Genomic DNA, 16,943 nt, shown 5'->3' with positions numbered 1-16,943 from the left:
GAGCAGTATGGCCGTCACCACCGGTATCCACACACGACTTGCGCCGATCTTGAGCATTCGCGACGCGGTTGTGACGTGGGGGGCCGGACGTGCGGTGTCAGCCGCCCGAGGGCGTGCAGTCGGTGACCCGGCAGACGTTGGTGTACACCGTCGCCGCGACCGCTGCGGCGACCTCCGGGTCGGGCTGGGCCGGGGAGCCGACGGCGACCCGGATCAGCACGTCGCCCGCGACCAGGTGCAGATTGGTCAGGGCGTTGCCGTAGGAGTCCAGGGTGGGGATGGCGACGCCGTAGCTCTCGGCCACGCCGGGGACGGTGAAGTGACGGTCCGCCGCGTCGGTGCGCTTCTCCGAGGTGGACTGGGTCAGGAACGCGCTCTCCGCGCCCCGGGGGAGGGAGTAGTGGCCCAGGAAGACGCTCACCATCACCCCGTCGGGCTGGTTCCAGCGGCGGACCGCCCCGAAGTCCAGCCCTCGCTGCCGCTCGACCAGCAGGTCGGCACTGGCGTCGGCGGTGCCGAACATGGCGGTGGCGTACTGGGGGGCGGTGAGCGGTCCGGTCGGCCCGAGCGTCGCCGGCCACAGCTTGGCCCCGGTCGGCAGCGGCGGCAGCGCGGTGGCCAGCAGGTCGGCGGTGAGCGCCGGCAGGCCGTCGGCGGTCGCCCCGTCGGTGGCGCTCGCGGCGGGCGGCGCGGAGGTCCCGCTCGACAGTGCGGGCGTCGCGGCGCTGCACCCGGCCAGGGCCAGCAGGAGGCCGATCGAGGCGGCTGCGAGCGGGCGGCACGGGGTGCTGCGGGCCATGGTGCCGAGATCCTTCGAACGGGCTGGTCGGATGGGGTGCGAGGGCCGATCCTCGCATCCCGGCCGGACGCCTTCCATACGATTCCGGTAAGAGCGGCCGGGTCGGCTCACCAGGTCGGGCGGACCGGGCCGCGCGGGGCGAGCCGGGCCAGGTCGGCGCAGAGGGCGTGGAAGCGCTCGGGGCCGAGGGCGGCGATCCAGGGGCGGACGGTGTCGGCCGCGGCCGCATCGGCGGCCCGGGTGCAGGCCCAGCCGCGCTCGGTCAGCACCACCAGCCGGGCGCGGGCGTCGTCCGGGTGCGGGTGGCGTTCGACGTAGCCCTTGCGGACCAGTTCCTCGACCAGCTGGCTGGCGGCCTGCTTGGTGACGCCCAGGTGCTCGGCCAGCTCGCCGACGGTTGCCCCGTGCGGTGCGAGCCGGGCGAAGGCGAAGCCGTGCGCGGGCCGGATGTCGTCGAAGCCGCGCGCCGCGCCGCCGGCCTGGATGCCCGCGACCAGCTCGCCGGAGAGCCCGAGCAGCAGGGCCGGCAGGGCACGGGAGTCGGCGGCCAACAGCTCCATGGTGACGGGGGTGCCGGGGCGGTCCATGGGGATCAGTCTGCCATGGACGGACAAGGGCCTTGACTATAAAAGGGCAAGCAGCTTGACTGTTCTCAAGAGGTCAAGCAGCTTGACTATTCGAGGAGACTCCCATGCCCTTCGTCCGCAGCGCCGACGCCGTCACCCATGAGATCCACGGCGCCCGCTTCGTCGCCTATGCCAATCCCGCCAGCGGCAGCAAGGAGCTCAGTGCCTGGCGCACCGAGGTCCCGGCCGGCACCGACGGCGTCCCGCACACCGTCAGCCGCGAGGAGGTCGTCCAGCTGCTGACCGGCGGGCTGCGCCTCACGGTGGACGGCGAGGAGGCCGACCTGGTCGCCGGGGACGTCGCCATCGTCCCGGCCGGGGCGACGCTCCGGGTGGACAACGTCTCCGGGGCGGAGGCCACCATGTGGGTCGCCACCAGTGTCGGGCTGACCGCCGAGCTGGCCGACGGCACGCTGATCACCCCGCCCTGGGCCGGCTGAGCCGCCGTCACCGGAGCGCGGCCCGGCGGGGGACTCCCCGCCGGGCCGCTGTGCGCGTTCCGCCCCCTCAAGCGGTTCGCGCGCCCAGCCTGCGCGGGTACGAGGCCCGCAGGCGCTCCTGCGCGCCGGGCGCGCTCCCGCGCCCCGTCGCCGCCAGGTGGTCCAGTCCCAGCAGGGCCGCGCCGACCACCGGAGGGGTGGTCACGATCCGCGGCACGGCCAGCGGTGCGTCCGCCGCGAGGCGGGCGTTGACGCCGTCCAGCAGCAGCGGCTGCCGGGCGGCCAGGACGCCGCCGCCCAGGACCACGTCCACCGGGGTGTCCAGCAGGTCGAGCCGGCGCAGCGCCACCAGCGCCATGCCGACGATCTCCGCGGCCTGACGGTCGATCAGCTCCAGCGCGATCCGGTCGCCCGCCTCGGCGACCGCGAACAGCACCGGGGCCAGCTCGTGCAGCCGGATCTCCGGCAGCGTGCCGAAGTGCACGGCCTCGGCCACCGCGCCGATGCTCGGCAGCCCGAAGTGCTCGGCCGCGGCGGAGGCGAGCGCGGTGTGCGGACCGCGCCCGTCCTCCGCCCGGACGCCGGCGAACATGACCGCATCGGCCAGTCCGCCGCCGCCCCCCCAGTCCCCGGTGAGTGTCCCCAGGGCCGGGAAGCGTGCTGTGCGGCCGTCGGGCAGCAGGCCGGCGCAGTTGATGCCGGCCCCGCAGACCACGGCCACGCCGCGCGGGGCGTCGGTGCCCGAGCGCAGCAGGGCGAAGGTGTCGTTGGCGACCACGACGGTGCGGGCCCAGCCCCGGGCCGCGATCACGTCCTGCAGCCGGCGCTCCTCGACCGGCAGGTCCGCCCCGGCCAGGCAGGCGGAGACATGGGTGGCCAGCGGGCCGAGCCCGGCCGAGATGTCGAAGCCGGCCTCGTCGGCCGCCGCCCGGATCAGCGGCTCCAGTCCGGCGACGGCGGCCTCGACGCCCATGCGGTGCGGGGTGAAGCCGCCGCCCCGGGCGGTGCCCAGGACCTGGCCCTCGGCGGTGAGCAGCGCGACGTCGGTCTTGCTGTTGCCGCCGTCGATGGCCAGCACGCCCGGCACCAGCTCCCGGCCGACCGCCCCGACGCTGCCGGAGCCGAGCGGACCGTCGGCCGGGGGTGCGGCGGGTTGCGGCTCGGACGGCTGCGGCACGGCGACGGCCTGCCTCTCCTTCTCGGTCACGCCCATGCGAGGTGCTCGTGGTTGTGGGCGATCAGACGGTCGGTCAGCTGGTTGGCCAGGTCGATCTGGCCGACCAGCGGGTGCGCCAGCAGGGCCCGGAAGACCCGGTTCCGGCCGCCGTGCAGGGCTGCCTCCAGGGCCAGCTGCTCGTAGCCGGTGACATGGGCGACCAGCCCGGCGTACAGCGGCTCGACGGTGGGCACCGGCAGCGGCTTGGCGCCGGTGGCGTCGACCAGGGCCGGGACCTCGATCACCGCGTCGTCCGGCAGGAACGGCAGGGTGCCGTTGTTGCTGACGTTGACCACCTGGATGTCGCCGGCCGCGGATCCCGTGCCCAGCAGCGAGGCGACCAGGTTGACGGCGGCCTCGGAGTAGAACGCCCCGCCGCGCTTGGCGAGCAGTTCGGGCTTCTCGTCCAGGGAGGGGTCGCCGTACATCTCCAGCAGTTGCCGCTCGATCTCGGCGACCTGGGAGGCGCGCGAGCCCTTGACCTTCTGCTCCTCGACGACGCGGTCGTGCTCGTAGAAGTAGCGGAGGTAGTAGGAGGGGACCACGGCCAGGTCGCGGACCACGTCCAGCGGCAGCTCCAGGTCCTCGGCGATGGCCGGGCCGAAGTTCTCCAGCAGCTCCGGCAGCACGTCGCGGCCGGTGGCCGAGCCGGGGGCGTCGAGCAGGTGCACCCCGCGCTCCCAGGTGAGGTGGTTCAGCCCCACGTGGTCGAGCCGGATCCGCTCGGGGACGACGCCGAGCAGCCCGGCGAACTTCCGCTGGAAGCCGATGGCGACGTTGCAGAGGCCGACGGCCTTGTGGCCGGCGGTCTGCAGGGCGCGGGTGACGATGCCGACCGGGTTGGTGAAGTCGACGATCCAGGCGTCCGGGTTGGCGCGGCGGATCCGCTCGGCGATGTCCAGCACCACCGGGACGGTCCGCAGCGCCTTGGCCAGGCCGCCGGCGCCGGTGGTCTCCTGGCCGACGCAGCCGCACTCCAGCGGCCAGGTCTCGTCCTGGTTGCGGGCCGCCTGGCCGCCGACGCGGAGCTGGAGCAGCACGGCGTCGGCGCCGACCACGGAGGCGTCCAGGTCGGTGCTGGTGGTGATGGTGCCGGGGTGGCCCTGCTTGGCGAAGATCCGTCGGGCCAGCCCGCCGACCAGCGCCAGCCGGTCGGCGGCCGGGTCCACCAGGACCAGTTCGGCTATCGGCAGGGTGTCGCGGAGCCGGGCGAAGCCGTCGATGAGTTCGGGTGTGTAGGTGGAACCGCCACCCACGACGACCAGCTTCAGCGCGCCGGACCGGGGGTTCGGCAGCGGGTGGGTGGTGGAGGTGTCGATGGTGGTGTCGGTGCGGCTCATCAGCCCTTGACCCCTGTCAGTGTCACGCCTTCGGTGAAGGCTCTGGTGCGAGGAACGGTGTGTGTCCGGATCGGTCGGGTGTGGTCATCCGGCCGTCTGCCCGGCCTTGGCGAGCGAGCTGTCCTCGGCCTGGTCGGCCGCCCTGAGGCCGGCCGCCAGGTCGGTGACCTTGCCCGACTCGTACTGGGTGCCGAGGGTCTGCAGGACGGCGAGGTAGTTGCCCCCGTCGGCGGTGGCCGGCTGGGTCACCGAGTACTGGTTGTCGGCGATGGTGAGGAAGGTCTGGAAGGCGGCCGGGAGTTGGAGCGAGGGCGAGTCCAGCGCGGCGTAGGTGCTGGGCACGTTCTCGATGGCGTTGGCGAAGTCGACGACGGCCGAGGTGTCGGTCGTCAGGTAGCGGACGAACTGCCAGGCGGCCTGCTGCTCGCGGCTGTTGTGGCTGATCCCGATCACGGTGCCGGCCAGCAGTCCGCGCCCGTACTGCGACGCCTGGTCGTCCGGCACCGGGAACGGCGCGGTCGCCCACTGGAACGGCACCTTCTCCTGGGTGAGCATGGCGACCCGCCACTCGCCGTCGACCTGCATCGCCACCCGGCCCTTGTCGAAGGCGTTGGCGGTGTACTCGCCGCCGAAGCTGTCGTAGATCTTGGACAGCAGCGGGTAGCCGCCGAGCTCGTTCACCAGGTTCCGCTGCCAGCCGAGGAGTTGGGCGAAACCCGGGTCGCCGGCGAAGTTCGACTTCCCGGCGGTGGTGAGGTACTGCGGGTCGTACTGGGCGACCAGGGTGCCGGTGTCGTTCTGGTAGTCCTCGTACAGCGGCATGTAGCCGAGCTGCTGGGCGCCGTCGGCCTTGGTGAGCCGCACCGCGTCGGCGGCCAGTTGGGAGAAGGTGTGCGGTGGCCCGCTGATCCCGGCGGCGTGGAACATGTCGATGTTGTAGTACAGCCCGTACGCGTCGCCGAGCAGCGGCAGGGTGCACTGCTTGCCCTGGTACTGGCTGTAGTCGAGCATCTCCTTGGGGAAGGTCGCGGCCGGGTCGATGCCGGAGCCGTGCATCAGCGGACCGAGGTCGACCAGTTCCCCGGCCGAGCAGAGCGGGCCGACGTCGAGGGTGTCGGAGTCGGAGACCACGTCCGGGGCGTCGGCCGAACCGGCCTGCAGCGCCTTGGTCATGACCGGGTCGCTGACGTTGGCGACCGCGTTCACCCTGATGTTCGGGTAGAGCTTCTCGAAGCCGGCTATGTCGGTGTCGACGGCGGCGATCTCGGAGGGGTCGCTCCACTGGTGCCAGAAGGTGATGGTGACCGGTCGGCCGGCGTCGCTGCCCGACCCGGTCCCCGGGCCGTGGCCGCCGGCGCTGCCGCAGCCGGCCGCCGCCAGGACCACGGCGGTGGCGCAGAAGAGGGCGGCGGCGGTGCGTCCGAGCGGGGCGGGACGGCGTCTCGGGGGGCCGGGGACGTGCGGGGTCGTCACGGAAACCTCCAGGGGAAGGCGGTGCGGGACCGCCGGAGGGGTGGTCCGGTCGTGCCGGGGTCGGGCTGGAGCCTAACGGGTGATCAGTAACCGTCGGTCAGTACGTGCTGAAGACGCTCTCCCGGGCGGTGGCCAGGGCCGCCAGCGTCGCGCCGACGACCACCGGCGAGCCCGGCACGGTGCTGAGGGCCAGCTGCGGGCGGGGGACCGCCAGCCCGGTCAGCTCCTCCTGGACCAGGGACCGCAGCTCCTCGCCGCCGGCCAGCGGGATGTCGCCGCTGAGCAGCACCAGTTGCGGGTCCACCACCGCCACGATCGCGGCGAGTCCGGTCGCCAGCCGGTGGGCCAGCACCGAGAGGACCGTGTTGTCCCCGTCCTGGGCCGCCGCCACGGCCGCGGTGACGGCCTCCTTGGCGGTGCGGGCGCTCAGCCCGTGCTCCCTGGCCAGGGCCAGGACGGCCGGAGCACCGGCCAGTTGCTGGAACCCGCCGGAGTTCTCCCGGCGGACGTTGCGCAGCAGCGGCGCGCCGGGCAGCGGCATGTAGCCGACCTCGCCCGCGCCGCCGGTGTGGCCGCGGTGCAGCCGTCCGGCGAGGACGACGGCGGCGCCGACCCCGTCCTCGACCCAGAGCAGCACGAAGTCCTCGACGCCCTGGGCGGCGCCGACCCGTTGCTCGGCCATGGCCGCGAGGTTGACGTCGTTCTCGATGGCGACCGGGACGCCCAGCCCCTCGGTGAGCTGCTCCAGCAGCCGGGGGGAGTGCCAGCCGGGCAGGTGCGGGGCGTAGCGGAGCTTGCCGGTGGCCGGGTCGAGGGCGCCGGGGGTGCCGATGACGATCTGCCGGAGGATGCCCCGGTCCAGCCCGGCGGCCTCCGCGGCGGCGTCCACGGCCTCGCGGACCCGGTCGACCGTGCCGGTGGCCTGGCGGCCCGGGGTGGCCAGGCGGTAATTTGCGACCACGCTGCCGGTGATGTCCGCGACGGCGACCCGGATGCGCGAGGCGTTGACGTCGAGGCCGGCCACGAAGGCGGCGTCGGGATTGATCTCGTAGAGCTGCGCGCCCGGGCCGGGACGTCCGGCGGTGGTGCCCACGGGGACGACCAGGCCGGCGTTCTCCAGCCGGGCCAGCAGCTGGGAGGCGGTGGGCTTGGAAAGGCCGGTGAGCGTGCCGAGCTGACTCCGGGACAGCGGGCCCTGGTCGAGCAGCAGCTCCAGTGCGGCCCGGTCGTTGATGGCGCGCAGGAGGCTGGGTGTGCCCGGCTGGGTCGTGTTGCCGTGGTGGCTGCCGCGCTGGCCTGTCGTCATCATCGCTCCTCACTCCGCGTCGCCGTCCGGGGCGGCCTCGGCCTGCCCCATCACTGTTAGGAAACCTTCCTAACTTACGAAGAGGAACGTACGGCCATCACGGGACAGTGTCAATGGAACGCCCGTGCCGAAGTGCATGAATAACATGAAAACTGAGGCCGGCCCCGGCTGCGGGTCGCAGCAGCCGGGGCCGGGGCCTATCCTCCGCCGCCGCGAGCGGCGGGGGAGGGCTATCGGCGCTGGTCCTCCGGGACCGGTATCGCGGCGGTCGCCCGGGACTGCGCGGACAGCGGGTCGCCCAGCACCGAGGGGGCGTTGAAGTCGGCCGAGTCCTCGCGCCTGCCCCGCGCCGCGGGCACCGACGCCGGGCCGACCTGGATGCCGGCCGCGTCCAGCGCCGCCTTGATCCGCTGCCGCAGCTCCCGGGCGACCGGGACCGCCTTGCCCGGCATGGTCTTCGCCGCGACCTGCACCACCACCGAGTCCGAGCCCAGGCTGTCCAGGCCGAGGACCTTCACCGGCTCCCAGAGCTGCTCGCTCCAGGGCTCCTCCTCGGCCATGGCGGCCGAGGTCTCCAGGATCACCTTCTGCACCAGCTCCAGGTCCGCGTCGTAGCCGACCGGCACCTCGACGCTCGCCGTCGCCCAGCCCTGGCTCAGGTTGGCGATCCGCTTCACCTCGCCGTTGCGGATGTACCAGATCTCGCCGTTCGGGCCGCGCAGCTTGGTGACCCGCAGCCCGACCTCCAGCACGGTGCCGGTGGCCACCCCGGTGTCGATCGTGTCGCCGACCCCGTACTGGTCCTCCAGGATCATGAACACGCCGGAGAGGAAGTCGGTGACCAGGTTGCGCGCGCCGAAGCCGATGGCGACGCCCGCGACGCCGGCGCTGGCCAGCAGCGGCGCCAGGTCGATCCCCAGCACCGACAGCACGGTCAGCGCCGCCGTGCCCATGACCAGGAACGAGGCCACGCTGCGCAGCACCGAGCCCATCGCCTGGGAGCGCTGCTTGCGCCGCTCCGCGTTCTCCATCAGGTTGCTGATCAGCGCCCGGTGGGTGTCCCGCTGGTGGCCCTGGGCCATCCGGGCCACCATCCGGGTGATCAGCTGCCGGATGGTCGCCCGGAGCACCAGCGCGACCACGGTGATGAAGAGGATCTGCAGGGCCCCGGTGACCCAGCCCTCCCAGTGGCTGTCCAGGTAGCTGACGGCCTGGCCCGCGCTCTGAGTGGCCTCGGTCAGTGACGGGCCGGGGGCGGGGATCTGCGTAGCCATCAGCACATCCTACCGAGCACCGACCCCCGCCCTTCCCGCCCCGGACGGCCGCTCACCCCTGCGGCGGACGCCCGTACAGGTGTCCGGAGCAGCGCGGGGACCGGGACCGGACGTGGATTCCGGGGGGATCCTGGGCATGAACGGTGTGGGACGTCCCACACGGCCGTCCCCGGTATTCCTGGATTGGTGGCGCTGCGGGGAGCCCTGAGGCGACACTGGTTGGGAGATCGTCTGGAGCGCCCGCAATCCGGGCAGGTGCGACAGGTCGAACAAGCGAATGAATCATGTGTGACCGGTACACCGTCCGCCCGGACGGCGTGCTCGTCCCGGCGCGAGCCACGCGCCGTCGGCGGAAAGGAAGGCCATCGTGCCGCATGTCCTGGTCCTCAACGCGTCGTACGAGCCACTCGGCGTCGTCTCGATGCGCCGCGCCCTCGTTCTGGTCCTCGACAAGAAGGCAGTCAGCCTTGAGGACTCCGGGGTTCTGATGCACAGCGCCACCAGCGCCATCTCGGCGCCGTCCGTCGTCCGACTGACCCGCTTCGTGCGGGTCCCCTTTCGTGGTCCCGTCCCGCTGACCAGGCGGGCGCTGTTCGCCCGCGACGGCGGCCGGTGCGTGTACTGCGGTGGCGTCGCAACCAGCGTCGACCACGTGGTGCCGCGCAGCAGGGGCGGCCAGCACCGCTGGGACAACGTGGTGGCGGCCTGCCGCCGCTGCAACCACGTCAAGGCCGACCGGCACCTCGCCGACCTCGGCTGGCGGATGAACCGGGCCCCGGCCCCGCCGTCGGGCCTCGCCTGGCGGATCATCGGGACCGGTCACCGCGATCCCCGCTGGCGCCCCTACCTGGAGCCCTACGGCTCCCGGGAGGAGGTCTCCCACGTCGCCCCCGACGGCCCACCGTGGGAGGTCCCGGCCGAGCTCAGCGCCTGACGGCGCCCCGAGCCCCGGCCCGGGGCCTGAACCGACCCCGGCAGTTCCCGCAGTACCCGCAGTACCCGCAGTACCGCGCCGCCGACGCCCTCCGCCCCGCCCCAGCGGGCCACGGGGGGCGTCAGCGCGCCGCCCGGCTGCTGGTGGTCAGCGCCTCCCGGTCGACCGCGGCCAGCGCCGTGTTGACCAGCGCGACCACGGCCAGCACCAGCGCGAGGACCGGACGGCCCAGCCCCCACAGGGCGAGCGCGCTCGCGCCGAAGACCAGCGCCTTCACCAGCAGCACGGCCGGCATCGGCAGCGGGAACCGCGCCTTCGGGGCGGCGAACAGCGCCCAGACCACGATCGCGACGGCCGGTGCGCCGAGCCCGAGCAGCAGGTGCACGGCCGGCCCGTGGCCGGTGTCGAACCCCCACCAGCAGAGCACGCCGAAGGCGACCAGCTCCAGCAGGAAGGCCAGCGCCTCGTTGACCAGGTGCACCGGACGGGGGAGTACGCGGAGCGGCATGGCAGCCTCGATCGGGTCGTCGGGCGCGGTCGCCCGGTCGGGTCGGGTAGCTGGGTCGGTTGCCGGACGTCGCCTAGTCCGCCGGGGGCGGGGTCACGCCGGGGGTGAACGGCGCCGAGCCGGCGATGCCGGACGCCGGAGCGGTCGGGGTCGCCGTGCCGCTCGGTTTCGGGCCCGGGGCGCCCGCCCCGTTGCCGGTCGGCGAAGGCTCGGGCGAGACCGGTGCCACCGGAACGCCGCTCGCCGGGGCGCCGGCGCTCGGCCCGGTCCCCGCCGCCGGGCCGGTGCTCGCGACGGCGTAGAGCTCGAACCCGGTCAGCGCGTACTCGCCGCTGGCCGTCCCGGGGGCGATGCCCTGCATCCGGACGTAGTCGACGTCGGGCGCGTCGAAGTACACCGTCTCGTCGCCGCCGCTGCCGTCCAGCACCGTCGACACGGTGGTCCAGTGCTGTCCGTCGGTCGAGGTCTGCACCAGGTACTGCGAGGCGTAGGAGGCGCCCCAGCGCAGCACCGCCTTGCCGATCGTGGCCGGCTGCGCGAGCTGGAGCTGCACCCAGGAGTTGTTCAGCGCCGCCGAGATCCAGGAGGTGTTGCTGTCGTCGTCGTTGACGTTGGACGACATGTAGTCCGCGCTGAGGTCGCCGGAGGCGTCCGTGGTCGCCGTCAGCGCCAGGTCCGGGGCGCTGGTCGCCGGATGCACCCGGACCTGGACGGTCTGGCTGACGGTGTGTCCGTCGGCGGTGAAGGAGACCGGCACGTCGTAGGTGCCGGGGGAGGTCGCCGCGCTCGCGGCGAACTGCAGCGCCACCGAGCTCTGGCCGCCGCGCGGCAGCACCTGCGCGGCCGGGGCGGCGACCGTCAGGCCCACCGCGCCGGCCGGGGTCTGCGCCCGGAGCGTCCCGGTGACGCCGTGCGCGCCCAGCGCCTGGAGGGTGGCGGACAGCGCCGCCGTCCCGCCGGCCTCCAGGTCCACGCTCTGCTGCGGCAGCTGGAGGGCGGCCACCGGGGTGTCCGCGTACCAGGGCACCACCTGGTAGACCACCGGCGCCGGGTCGCCGGCCGCCCAGACCAGCCGGATGCCGTCGACGGCGGTCCTCCCGTCGGCCGGCAGCTGGGTGTAGCCGGCGCCCAGCGCGCCGATCCGGACCCAGCCCTTGCCCGGCCGGTGCACCTCCACCGAACCGGCGGAGCGCAGCGTCGGGTCGGTCAGCACCACGACCTGGTCCAGCGGCCGGGCCGCGCCCAGCGAGACGGTCAGCGCGTCGCCCGCGGCCGGGGCGGCGGCGGCCCGGTAGGCGGTCTGCAGCGAGCCGTCGACCACATTGGCGGCCGGGTAGCCGGCCAGGGCCGGCGGGGCGCTCGCGGTCGCACCGGCGGTCGGGTCCGCCGCGCTGGGCGCGCCGACCGAGAAGTCGCTCACCGCGACCGCGTTCTCCTGGGTCGCGGTCGCCCGCAGCCGGACGTAGCGCGCCATGGCCCCGGCCGGCAGCTGGGCGCTGATGTTCATCCGGTCGTGGTAGACCCCGACCTGGTGCCAGGTGCCGTCCCCGGTCGAGTACTCCAGCACCGCGTCCTGGAGGTAGTCCCCGGCCGCGCCGGAGTCGCTGCTCGCGTCGTCGCCGACGGCCGCGCCGCCGCTCAGCCCCATGCTGATGCGGACCGAGCCGACCGGCTGGACGCTGCCCAGGTCCACCCCGAGGGTGTCGCCGACCAGCGGCGGGTTCGAGCTCCAGTAGAAGCTGCCCGGAGTCTCCGCCAGCATCATCGAGGCGTCGTGCCCCGGGGCCGAGCCCATCGTGGTGGTCGCCGTGACCTGGCCGGTCTGCAGGCCCGCCCAGTCTGCCCAGGCCGACAGCGCCTGCTGGAGGAAGGGGTCGAGCACACCCGCGCCCACGGTCACCGTGGACTGCCCCAGCTGCTGCACCAGCTGACGCAGCGCCACCTGCCGCGTCCAGGCCAGCGAGCCCTGCCCGGCACGCTGCGCGGTCAGCATGTCCACCGCGGTGCGCCCGGCCTGCCCGTACAGCGCCAGCTGCGCCAGCCAGGTGCCGTCCTCGCTGCTGAGCGCGCCGCCGTCGAGCCCGGCCAGGGTCGCCGGGGCGTCGGCCATGGTGGTGAAGGCGGCCCGCAGCGCGGCGGCGGAGGCCGGGTCGGCCCGGTGCGCCCAGAAGGCGTCCAGCAGCGGCTGGAGGTAGGCCGACTCCTGCTGCCCGAGCTGCGAGGAGGAGCTGTTCCCGGCCAGCGCCGTGAGCGCGGCGACGGTGCCGGCCGTGGCTCCGGCCTGCGCGGATCCGCTGCTCGTGGATCCGCTGCTTCCGGAGCTGCCACTGTTCGCCGCGAGGTCGCGGACCGCGGCCTGCAGGGAGGACTGCGGGTCGTAGCCGGCCGGGTTCCAGGCGAAGTCGGCGGCGGTGAACAGCGGGATCTGCGAGGCCAGCGGCTGCTGCATGGCGTTGAACAGCAGCGCCGCCGAGCCCGAGGCGACCAGCGGGTCCCGGCCCTGGTAGGCGCCGAGGTAGAGCCGGTCCGGCGAGGAGTCGTTGACCGGGTAGTTGTCCTGGGTGACCACCGGGTGGCCGAAGGCCTGCTGGACCGTCTCCAGGTCGGCGCCGGTGATGATCGCGGGCTGGACGCCCACCCCGGTCCAGGCCACCTGCACGGACGGGTCCAGGTACTTCGCCAGCGCGGTCCGGTAGGGGGTCGCGCCGCTCTGGTAGTACTCGCTCGGCAGCACCGTCAGCGGGTTCGCGCCCGGATGGTTCGACAGGAAGCGCTTCAGCACCAGCGCGACCAGGTCGGACTGCGCCTTGGCGGCGGCGCTCGGGCCCTGGCCGTAGTGGTCCAGGTCGCCCTGGCAGTTCCAGTGGGTGTAGCTGATGTCGGTGAACTGCAGCTCGAAGGCGCGCACCCCGGCGCCCCAGAGCGAGTCCAGCTTCGCCACCAGCGCGTTCTGGTCCGCCTTGGAGGTGTAGCAGACGGTCTGGCCGAGCGAGAGCGCATAGCCGAAGGTGACGTGGTCGAGCGCGGCCTGCCGGGTGAGCGACTCCAGCTGCGCCTGCTCGGCGGCCGGGTAGGGATCGCGCCACTGGCTGCTGCGGTAGGCGTCGTCGCCGGCCGCGTAGAGGAAGAAGTTCTGCTTGGTCCGGCCGAGGAAGTCCAGCTCGGACCCGGTCTGCGCGGCGGTCCAGGGGGTCCCGTAGAAGCCCTCCTCGGTGCCGCGCACCGCCGTCGCCGGCCAGTCGCGGACGCGCACCCCGGCGACCGCGGTCACCCCGGAGGGGGCGGTGACGACCAGCTGCCGCAGCGACTGGGCGGCGTTGAAGGTGCCGTCGGCGTCCACCCCGGCCAGCACGATCGCGCCGGCCGTGCCGCCGTCGACGGCGATCTGCCCGGCCGTCAGCACATAGCCCCCGGACGGCAGCCCGGCCGGGGTGAGCGCGGCGCCCGCGCCGGAGGCGGCGGCGATCCCGCGCAGCGCCCGGTCGGCGGCCCCGCCGGCGCCCTCGGCCAGCCCGCCGATGTACACGGTCAGGGTGGACCGGGCGGGCGCGGCGCTGCCGTCGGACTCGACGAAGCGGCGCACCCCGGCGGCGGAGAGCAGTTGCCGGACGGCGGCCACCGCGCCCGCGTCGGCGCGCGGCGCCGTCACCAGCGTCACCGCCTGCGGAATCCCCACGGCCTGGCCGGAGGCCTGCTCGGACTGCGGGGTGGGGTAGATCTGCGGCAGCGTCGCGCCGAGCGGCGAGCCGGTCCGTCCCGAGGCGTTCGCGGTGGGCGAGGCGTCGGCCGCGGCGGACATGTCCTCGCTGGTCGGCGCGGCGGCGGCGGGCAGGTGGGACGGCCCGGCGGCATAGGCCGCGGGCCCGCTCACCATGCCGCCGACCACTGCCGCGACGGTGAGGGCCGCGCTGGCGCGGAGCGTCGCCGCCCGGTGCGAGGTGCGGTGCGTGGCCAGCCGGACCCGGGCCAGCAGCGGCTCGGTCCCCTTGATGTCGGCGATCAGCCGGTCCGCCGTCTCCGGCGCCAACCGCCGCGCGGTCCTGGCCGCCGTCCGGCGGGCGCTGAGCGCGGGCGTGGAGTTCAGCAGCGCCTGCAGCGCGGTGCTCTGCACCAGCTGCCGCCGCAGACCGCTGCCGACCGTTGCGGGGAGGGACGAGCGGTGGTCCACGGGTCTCCTCGGTGGCGGTCGGCCTGCGCTGGACGGATGACGGGCGGAACGCGGATGTTACGGGCGATTCGTGCGCTGTCGGACGATGCTGACATCGGGTAATGCGGGGCAAGCCCACCAGAGAGCCGTGTGCACTGTCAACGAGGAGGGTGGTTCCGGGCGTTATGTCCGTTTGTGCGGTGAACGTCTGGTGATCAATATCTTGCCGGTCATCTTTTCGGTTACTGTGCCGGTCACTCCAACGGCCGGTGTCGGGCACCCCCGGAAACGGGTAGGAGCACACGCGGACCGGTGCATCGCCGGTCCGGACCGCGCCCGAGCGCCGAGGAGCCCCGTCAGTGGCCGCAGCCGTCCGCCCGCCCGTCACGCCGTCAGCCGAGCCGTCGGACTCCGGAGCTGCCGGTCCGTCAGCCCCGGACTCGCCGTCGGCCCCCTCGCGGCCGGCCCCCTCGCTGGAGGACGAGAGCGCCTCGGACACGCTCCGGGAGCTGGCCGGACTCCACGGCATCGACACCGTCCACCACGGCCCGGACGGAGCCCGCCAGGTCTCCGCCGACACCCTGGTCGCGATCCTCGCCGCGTTCGACGTCGACGCCGCCACCCCGCAGGCCGCCCGTGCGGCGCTGGAGCTGCACCACCGGCAGGCCGCCGCCCGGCTGCTGCCCCGCTGCCTGGTCACCCGGGTCGGCCGGGGCGTCGACCTCCGCGCCGAGCACGGGCTGCCCGAGACCGCCGAGGTCTGGATCGAACTGGAGCAGCCGCCCGGCGGGCGCAGCGGCGGGACCGGCGGCGGGACCGGTGGCGTCGTGCGCGGTGTGCACGACGGCCGGCTCCCGGCCGACCTGCCGGTGGGCCGGCACACCCTCTGCGCCCGGCTGCGGGACCGTGCCGCCGCCGCGCCGCTGATCGTCGCGCCGGTCCGGGTGCCCGATGTCGTCCGCGTCCCTGATGCCGGGGCGCCCGAGGCCGGGAGCCCCGGCACCGGTCGCAGCTGGGGGTTCCTGGTCCAGCTCTACTCGGTGCTGTCGCAGCGCTCCTGGGGGATGGGCGACCTGGGTGACCTGGCCGACCTGGCGAGCTGGGCCGGGCACACCCTCGGCGCGGGCTTCGTCCAGGTCAACCCGATGCACGCGGGCGTCCCGGCCGCGCCGGGGGCCGCCGCCGACCCCTCCCCCTACCGGCCCTCCTCGCGCCGTTTCGCCGACCCGGTCCACCTCCGGGTCGAGGCCGTCCCCGAGTACGCCTACCTGGACGCCGGGGCCCACCGGCAGGTCGCCGCCCTGGCCCGGCGCGGCGCGGCCCTGCGCGACAGCGTGCTGCTGGACGACGGCCTGATCGACCGCGACGCCGTCTGGGGGCTCAAGCGCGAGGCGCTGGAGCTGGTCCACGCCGTCCCCCGGAGCCCCGGGCGGGAGGCCGGCTACCGGGCCTTCCAGCAGCGCGAGGGCGCGGCGCTGGACGACTTCGCCCGCTGGTGCGCCCTGGCCGAGGTGCACGGCCCCGCCTGGCGCAGCTGGCCGACCGGGCTGCGCGACCCCGGCAGCGCCGCCGTCCGCAGCGCTGCCGACGCCCCCGGGGTGCGCGAGCGGGTCGAGTTCCACCGCTGGCTCGCCTGGCTGGTCGACGAGCAGCTGGCCGCCGCCGGAGAGGCTGCCCACGCCGCCGGGATGGCCGTCGGGGTGATCCACGACCTCGCCGTCGGCGTCCACCCGGAGGGCGCCGACGCCTGGGCGCACCAGCAGGCGCTGGCCCCGGCCATCTCCGTCGGCGCCCCGCCGGACGCCTTCAACGCCCGTGGCCAGGACTGGGGCCTGCCGCCCTGGCGGCCCGACGCCCTGGCCGCCGCCGGCTACGCCCCCTACGCGGAACTGCTCCGGGCGGCGCTCCGGCACGCCGGCGCCCTGCGGATCGACCATGTGATGGGCCTGTTCCGGCTGTGGTGGGTGCCGGAGGGCCGCCCGCCGACCGAGGGCGCCTACGTCCGCTACGACCCGGAGGCCATGCTGGGCGTGCTCGCGCTGGAGGCCGAACGGGCCGGTACCGCCGTCATCGGCGAGGACCTGGGGACGGTCGAGCCCGGCGTCCGTGAACACCTGACCGAGCGGGGCGTGCTGGGCACCTCCGTCCTCTGGTTCGAGCGGGACTACGCCGACGCGGCCGGCAACGGCAGCGGCGGGCCGCTGCCGCCCGAGCGCTGGCGCGAGCGGTGCCTCGCCACCCTCACCACCCACGACCTGCCCAGCACCGCCGCCCGGCTCAGCGGCGAGTACGTCGACCTGCGGCAGAGCCTGGGCCTGCTGACCCGGCCGCTGGCCGAGGAGCAGGCCGAGGCCGACGCCGACCGCGAGGAGTGGCTCGGCGAGCTGGCCCGCGAAGGGCTGCTCTCGGTGCCCCCCTACGGCGAGGGACCGGCCGCCGAGTCCGGCGGCGACGGGGCCGGCGGCGACGTCCTGCCCGAGGCCGTCGCCGCGCTGCACCGCTACCTGCTGCGCACGCCGGCCCGGCTGGTCGGCGTCTGGCTGCCGGACGCGCTCGGCGACCCCCGCCCGCAGAACCTGCCCGGGACCTCCACCGAGTACCCCAACTGGCGGCTGCCGCTGGCCGACGACACCGGCCGCCCGGCCGGGCTCGAACAGTTCACCGCCTCGCCGCGCACCGCGGCCCTGGGCGCGGTGCTGAACGAGCCCCCGGCGGAGCAGCCGTGACCGGGGCTCCGGCGTTGCCGTGACCGGGAGCGGCGGCGGGGTCGCGACCGGGAACGACGGTGCGGCTGTGCCCGGACGAAGGCGCTGCTGTGGGCGGGCAAAGGTAAAGGGCACCCCAAAGGGGTTACCCCGCCGCGCGGGCCGGAGGCACCCG

At 74.7% G+C, this 16,943-nt stretch carries 12 protein-coding genes; 3 read left to right on the top strand and 9 right to left on the bottom strand.

The features are described from left to right. Window positions 1-97: 97 nt before the first annotated feature. Window positions 98-799 (bottom strand): hypothetical protein, encoded by a 702-nt coding sequence (locus tag BS75_RS12240; RefSeq protein ID WP_034088250.1) that lies wholly within the window; start codon window positions 797-799, stop codon window positions 98-100. A 107-nt stretch (window positions 800-906) separates the two neighbouring features. Further along, window positions 907-1,353, bottom strand: a complete 447-nt coding sequence (locus BS75_RS12235) for a MarR family winged helix-turn-helix transcriptional regulator (RefSeq protein WP_152645635.1) — start codon at window positions 1,351-1,353, stop codon at window positions 907-909. 137 nt (window positions 1,354-1,490) lie between these two features. On the opposite strand from BS75_RS12235, the gene BS75_RS12230 reads away from it, so the two are divergent. Then, entirely contained in the window at window positions 1,491-1,865 is a 375-nt protein-coding gene (locus tag BS75_RS12230; RefSeq protein WP_034088249.1) for a cupin domain-containing protein, read from the top strand. Window positions 1,866-1,932: 67 nt separating this feature from the next. Here BS75_RS12230 and BS75_RS12225 read toward each other — a convergent pair whose 3' ends face one another. From BS75_RS12225 to BS75_RS12205, 5 genes are all read right to left on the bottom strand, one after another. Next, window positions 1,933-3,078 carry an N-acetylglucosamine kinase gene (locus tag BS75_RS12225; protein WP_081982264.1) on the bottom strand — a complete coding sequence of 382 codons (1,146 nt, stop codon included), beginning with the start codon at window positions 3,076-3,078 and terminating at the stop codon, window positions 1,933-1,935. Beyond that, on the bottom strand, window positions 3,069-4,352 hold the full coding sequence (locus tag BS75_RS12220) for a 6-phospho-beta-glucosidase (RefSeq protein ID WP_034092888.1): 1,284 nt from the start codon (window positions 4,350-4,352) through the stop codon (window positions 3,069-3,071). The genes BS75_RS12225 and BS75_RS12220 overlap by 10 nt, the downstream gene beginning before the upstream one ends. 153 nt (window positions 4,353-4,505) lie before the next feature. Next, window positions 4,506-5,894 carry an extracellular solute-binding protein gene (locus tag BS75_RS12215; RefSeq protein WP_034088248.1) on the bottom strand — a complete coding sequence of 463 codons (1,389 nt, stop codon included), beginning with the start codon at window positions 5,892-5,894 and terminating at the stop codon, window positions 4,506-4,508. 97 nt (window positions 5,895-5,991) lie between these two features. Next, on the bottom strand, window positions 5,992-7,203 hold the full coding sequence (locus tag BS75_RS12210) for an ROK family transcriptional regulator (RefSeq protein ID WP_231607749.1): 1,212 nt from the start codon (window positions 7,201-7,203) through the stop codon (window positions 5,992-5,994). 227 nt (window positions 7,204-7,430) lie between these two features. After that, entirely contained in the window at window positions 7,431-8,474 is a 1,044-nt protein-coding gene (locus BS75_RS12205; RefSeq protein ID WP_034088247.1) for a mechanosensitive ion channel family protein, read from the bottom strand. Between the two features lie 367 nt (window positions 8,475-8,841). On the opposite strand from BS75_RS12205, the gene BS75_RS12200 reads away from it, so the two are divergent. Continuing rightward, on the top strand, window positions 8,842-9,408 hold the full coding sequence (locus BS75_RS12200; protein ID WP_034088246.1) for an HNH endonuclease: 567 nt from the start codon (window positions 8,842-8,844) through the stop codon (window positions 9,406-9,408). A gap of 121 nt (window positions 9,409-9,529) precedes the next feature. Here BS75_RS12200 and BS75_RS12195 read toward each other — a convergent pair whose 3' ends face one another. Together BS75_RS12195 and BS75_RS44195 are read right to left on the bottom strand one after the other, a co-directional pair. Beyond that, on the bottom strand, window positions 9,530-9,916 hold the full coding sequence (locus BS75_RS12195; RefSeq protein ID WP_042436882.1) for a YrdB family protein: 387 nt from the start codon (window positions 9,914-9,916) through the stop codon (window positions 9,530-9,532). Between the two features lie 73 nt (window positions 9,917-9,989). Beyond that, a complete protein-coding gene (locus BS75_RS44195; RefSeq protein ID WP_052069366.1) occupies window positions 9,990-14,084 on the bottom strand; it encodes a beta-N-acetylglucosaminidase domain-containing protein in 4,095 nt (1,364 codons plus the stop codon). Window positions 14,085-14,572: 488 nt separating this feature from the next. Between BS75_RS44195 and malQ the strand changes: the two genes are divergently transcribed. Then, window positions 14,573-16,789, top strand: a complete 2,217-nt coding sequence (gene malQ / locus BS75_RS12185) for a 4-alpha-glucanotransferase (protein WP_408022591.1) — start codon at window positions 14,573-14,575, stop codon at window positions 16,787-16,789. Window positions 16,790-16,943 lie beyond the last annotated feature (154 nt).

The sequence above is a fragment of the Streptacidiphilus albus JL83 genome, from assembly GCF_000744705.1.
GTDB lineage: Bacteria > Actinomycetota > Actinomycetes > Streptomycetales > Streptomycetaceae > Streptacidiphilus > Streptacidiphilus albus.
Note: the sequence above shows the minus strand (reverse complement) of the source record. Positions and strands in the feature narration are given on the sequence as shown.

Coding starts and splice junctions, on each gene's coding strand:
- BS75_RS12205 (WP_034088247.1), bottom strand. CDS start 8,474: ATGGCTACGCAGATCCCCGCCCCCGGCCCGTCACTGACCGAGGCCACT.
- BS75_RS12210 (WP_231607749.1), bottom strand. CDS start 7,203: ATGATGACGACAGGCCAGCGCGGCAGCCACCACGGCAACACGACCCAG.
- BS75_RS12225 (WP_081982264.1), bottom strand. CDS start 3,078: ATGGGCGTGACCGAGAAGGAGAGGCAGGCCGTCGCCGTGCCGCAGCCG.
- BS75_RS12230 (WP_034088249.1), top strand. CDS start 1,491: ATGCCCTTCGTCCGCAGCGCCGACGCCGTCACCCATGAGATCCACGGC.
- BS75_RS12195 (WP_042436882.1), bottom strand. CDS start 9,916: ATGCCGCTCCGCGTACTCCCCCGTCCGGTGCACCTGGTCAACGAGGCG.
- BS75_RS12240 (WP_034088250.1), bottom strand. CDS start 799: ATGGCCCGCAGCACCCCGTGCCGCCCGCTCGCAGCCGCCTCGATCGGC.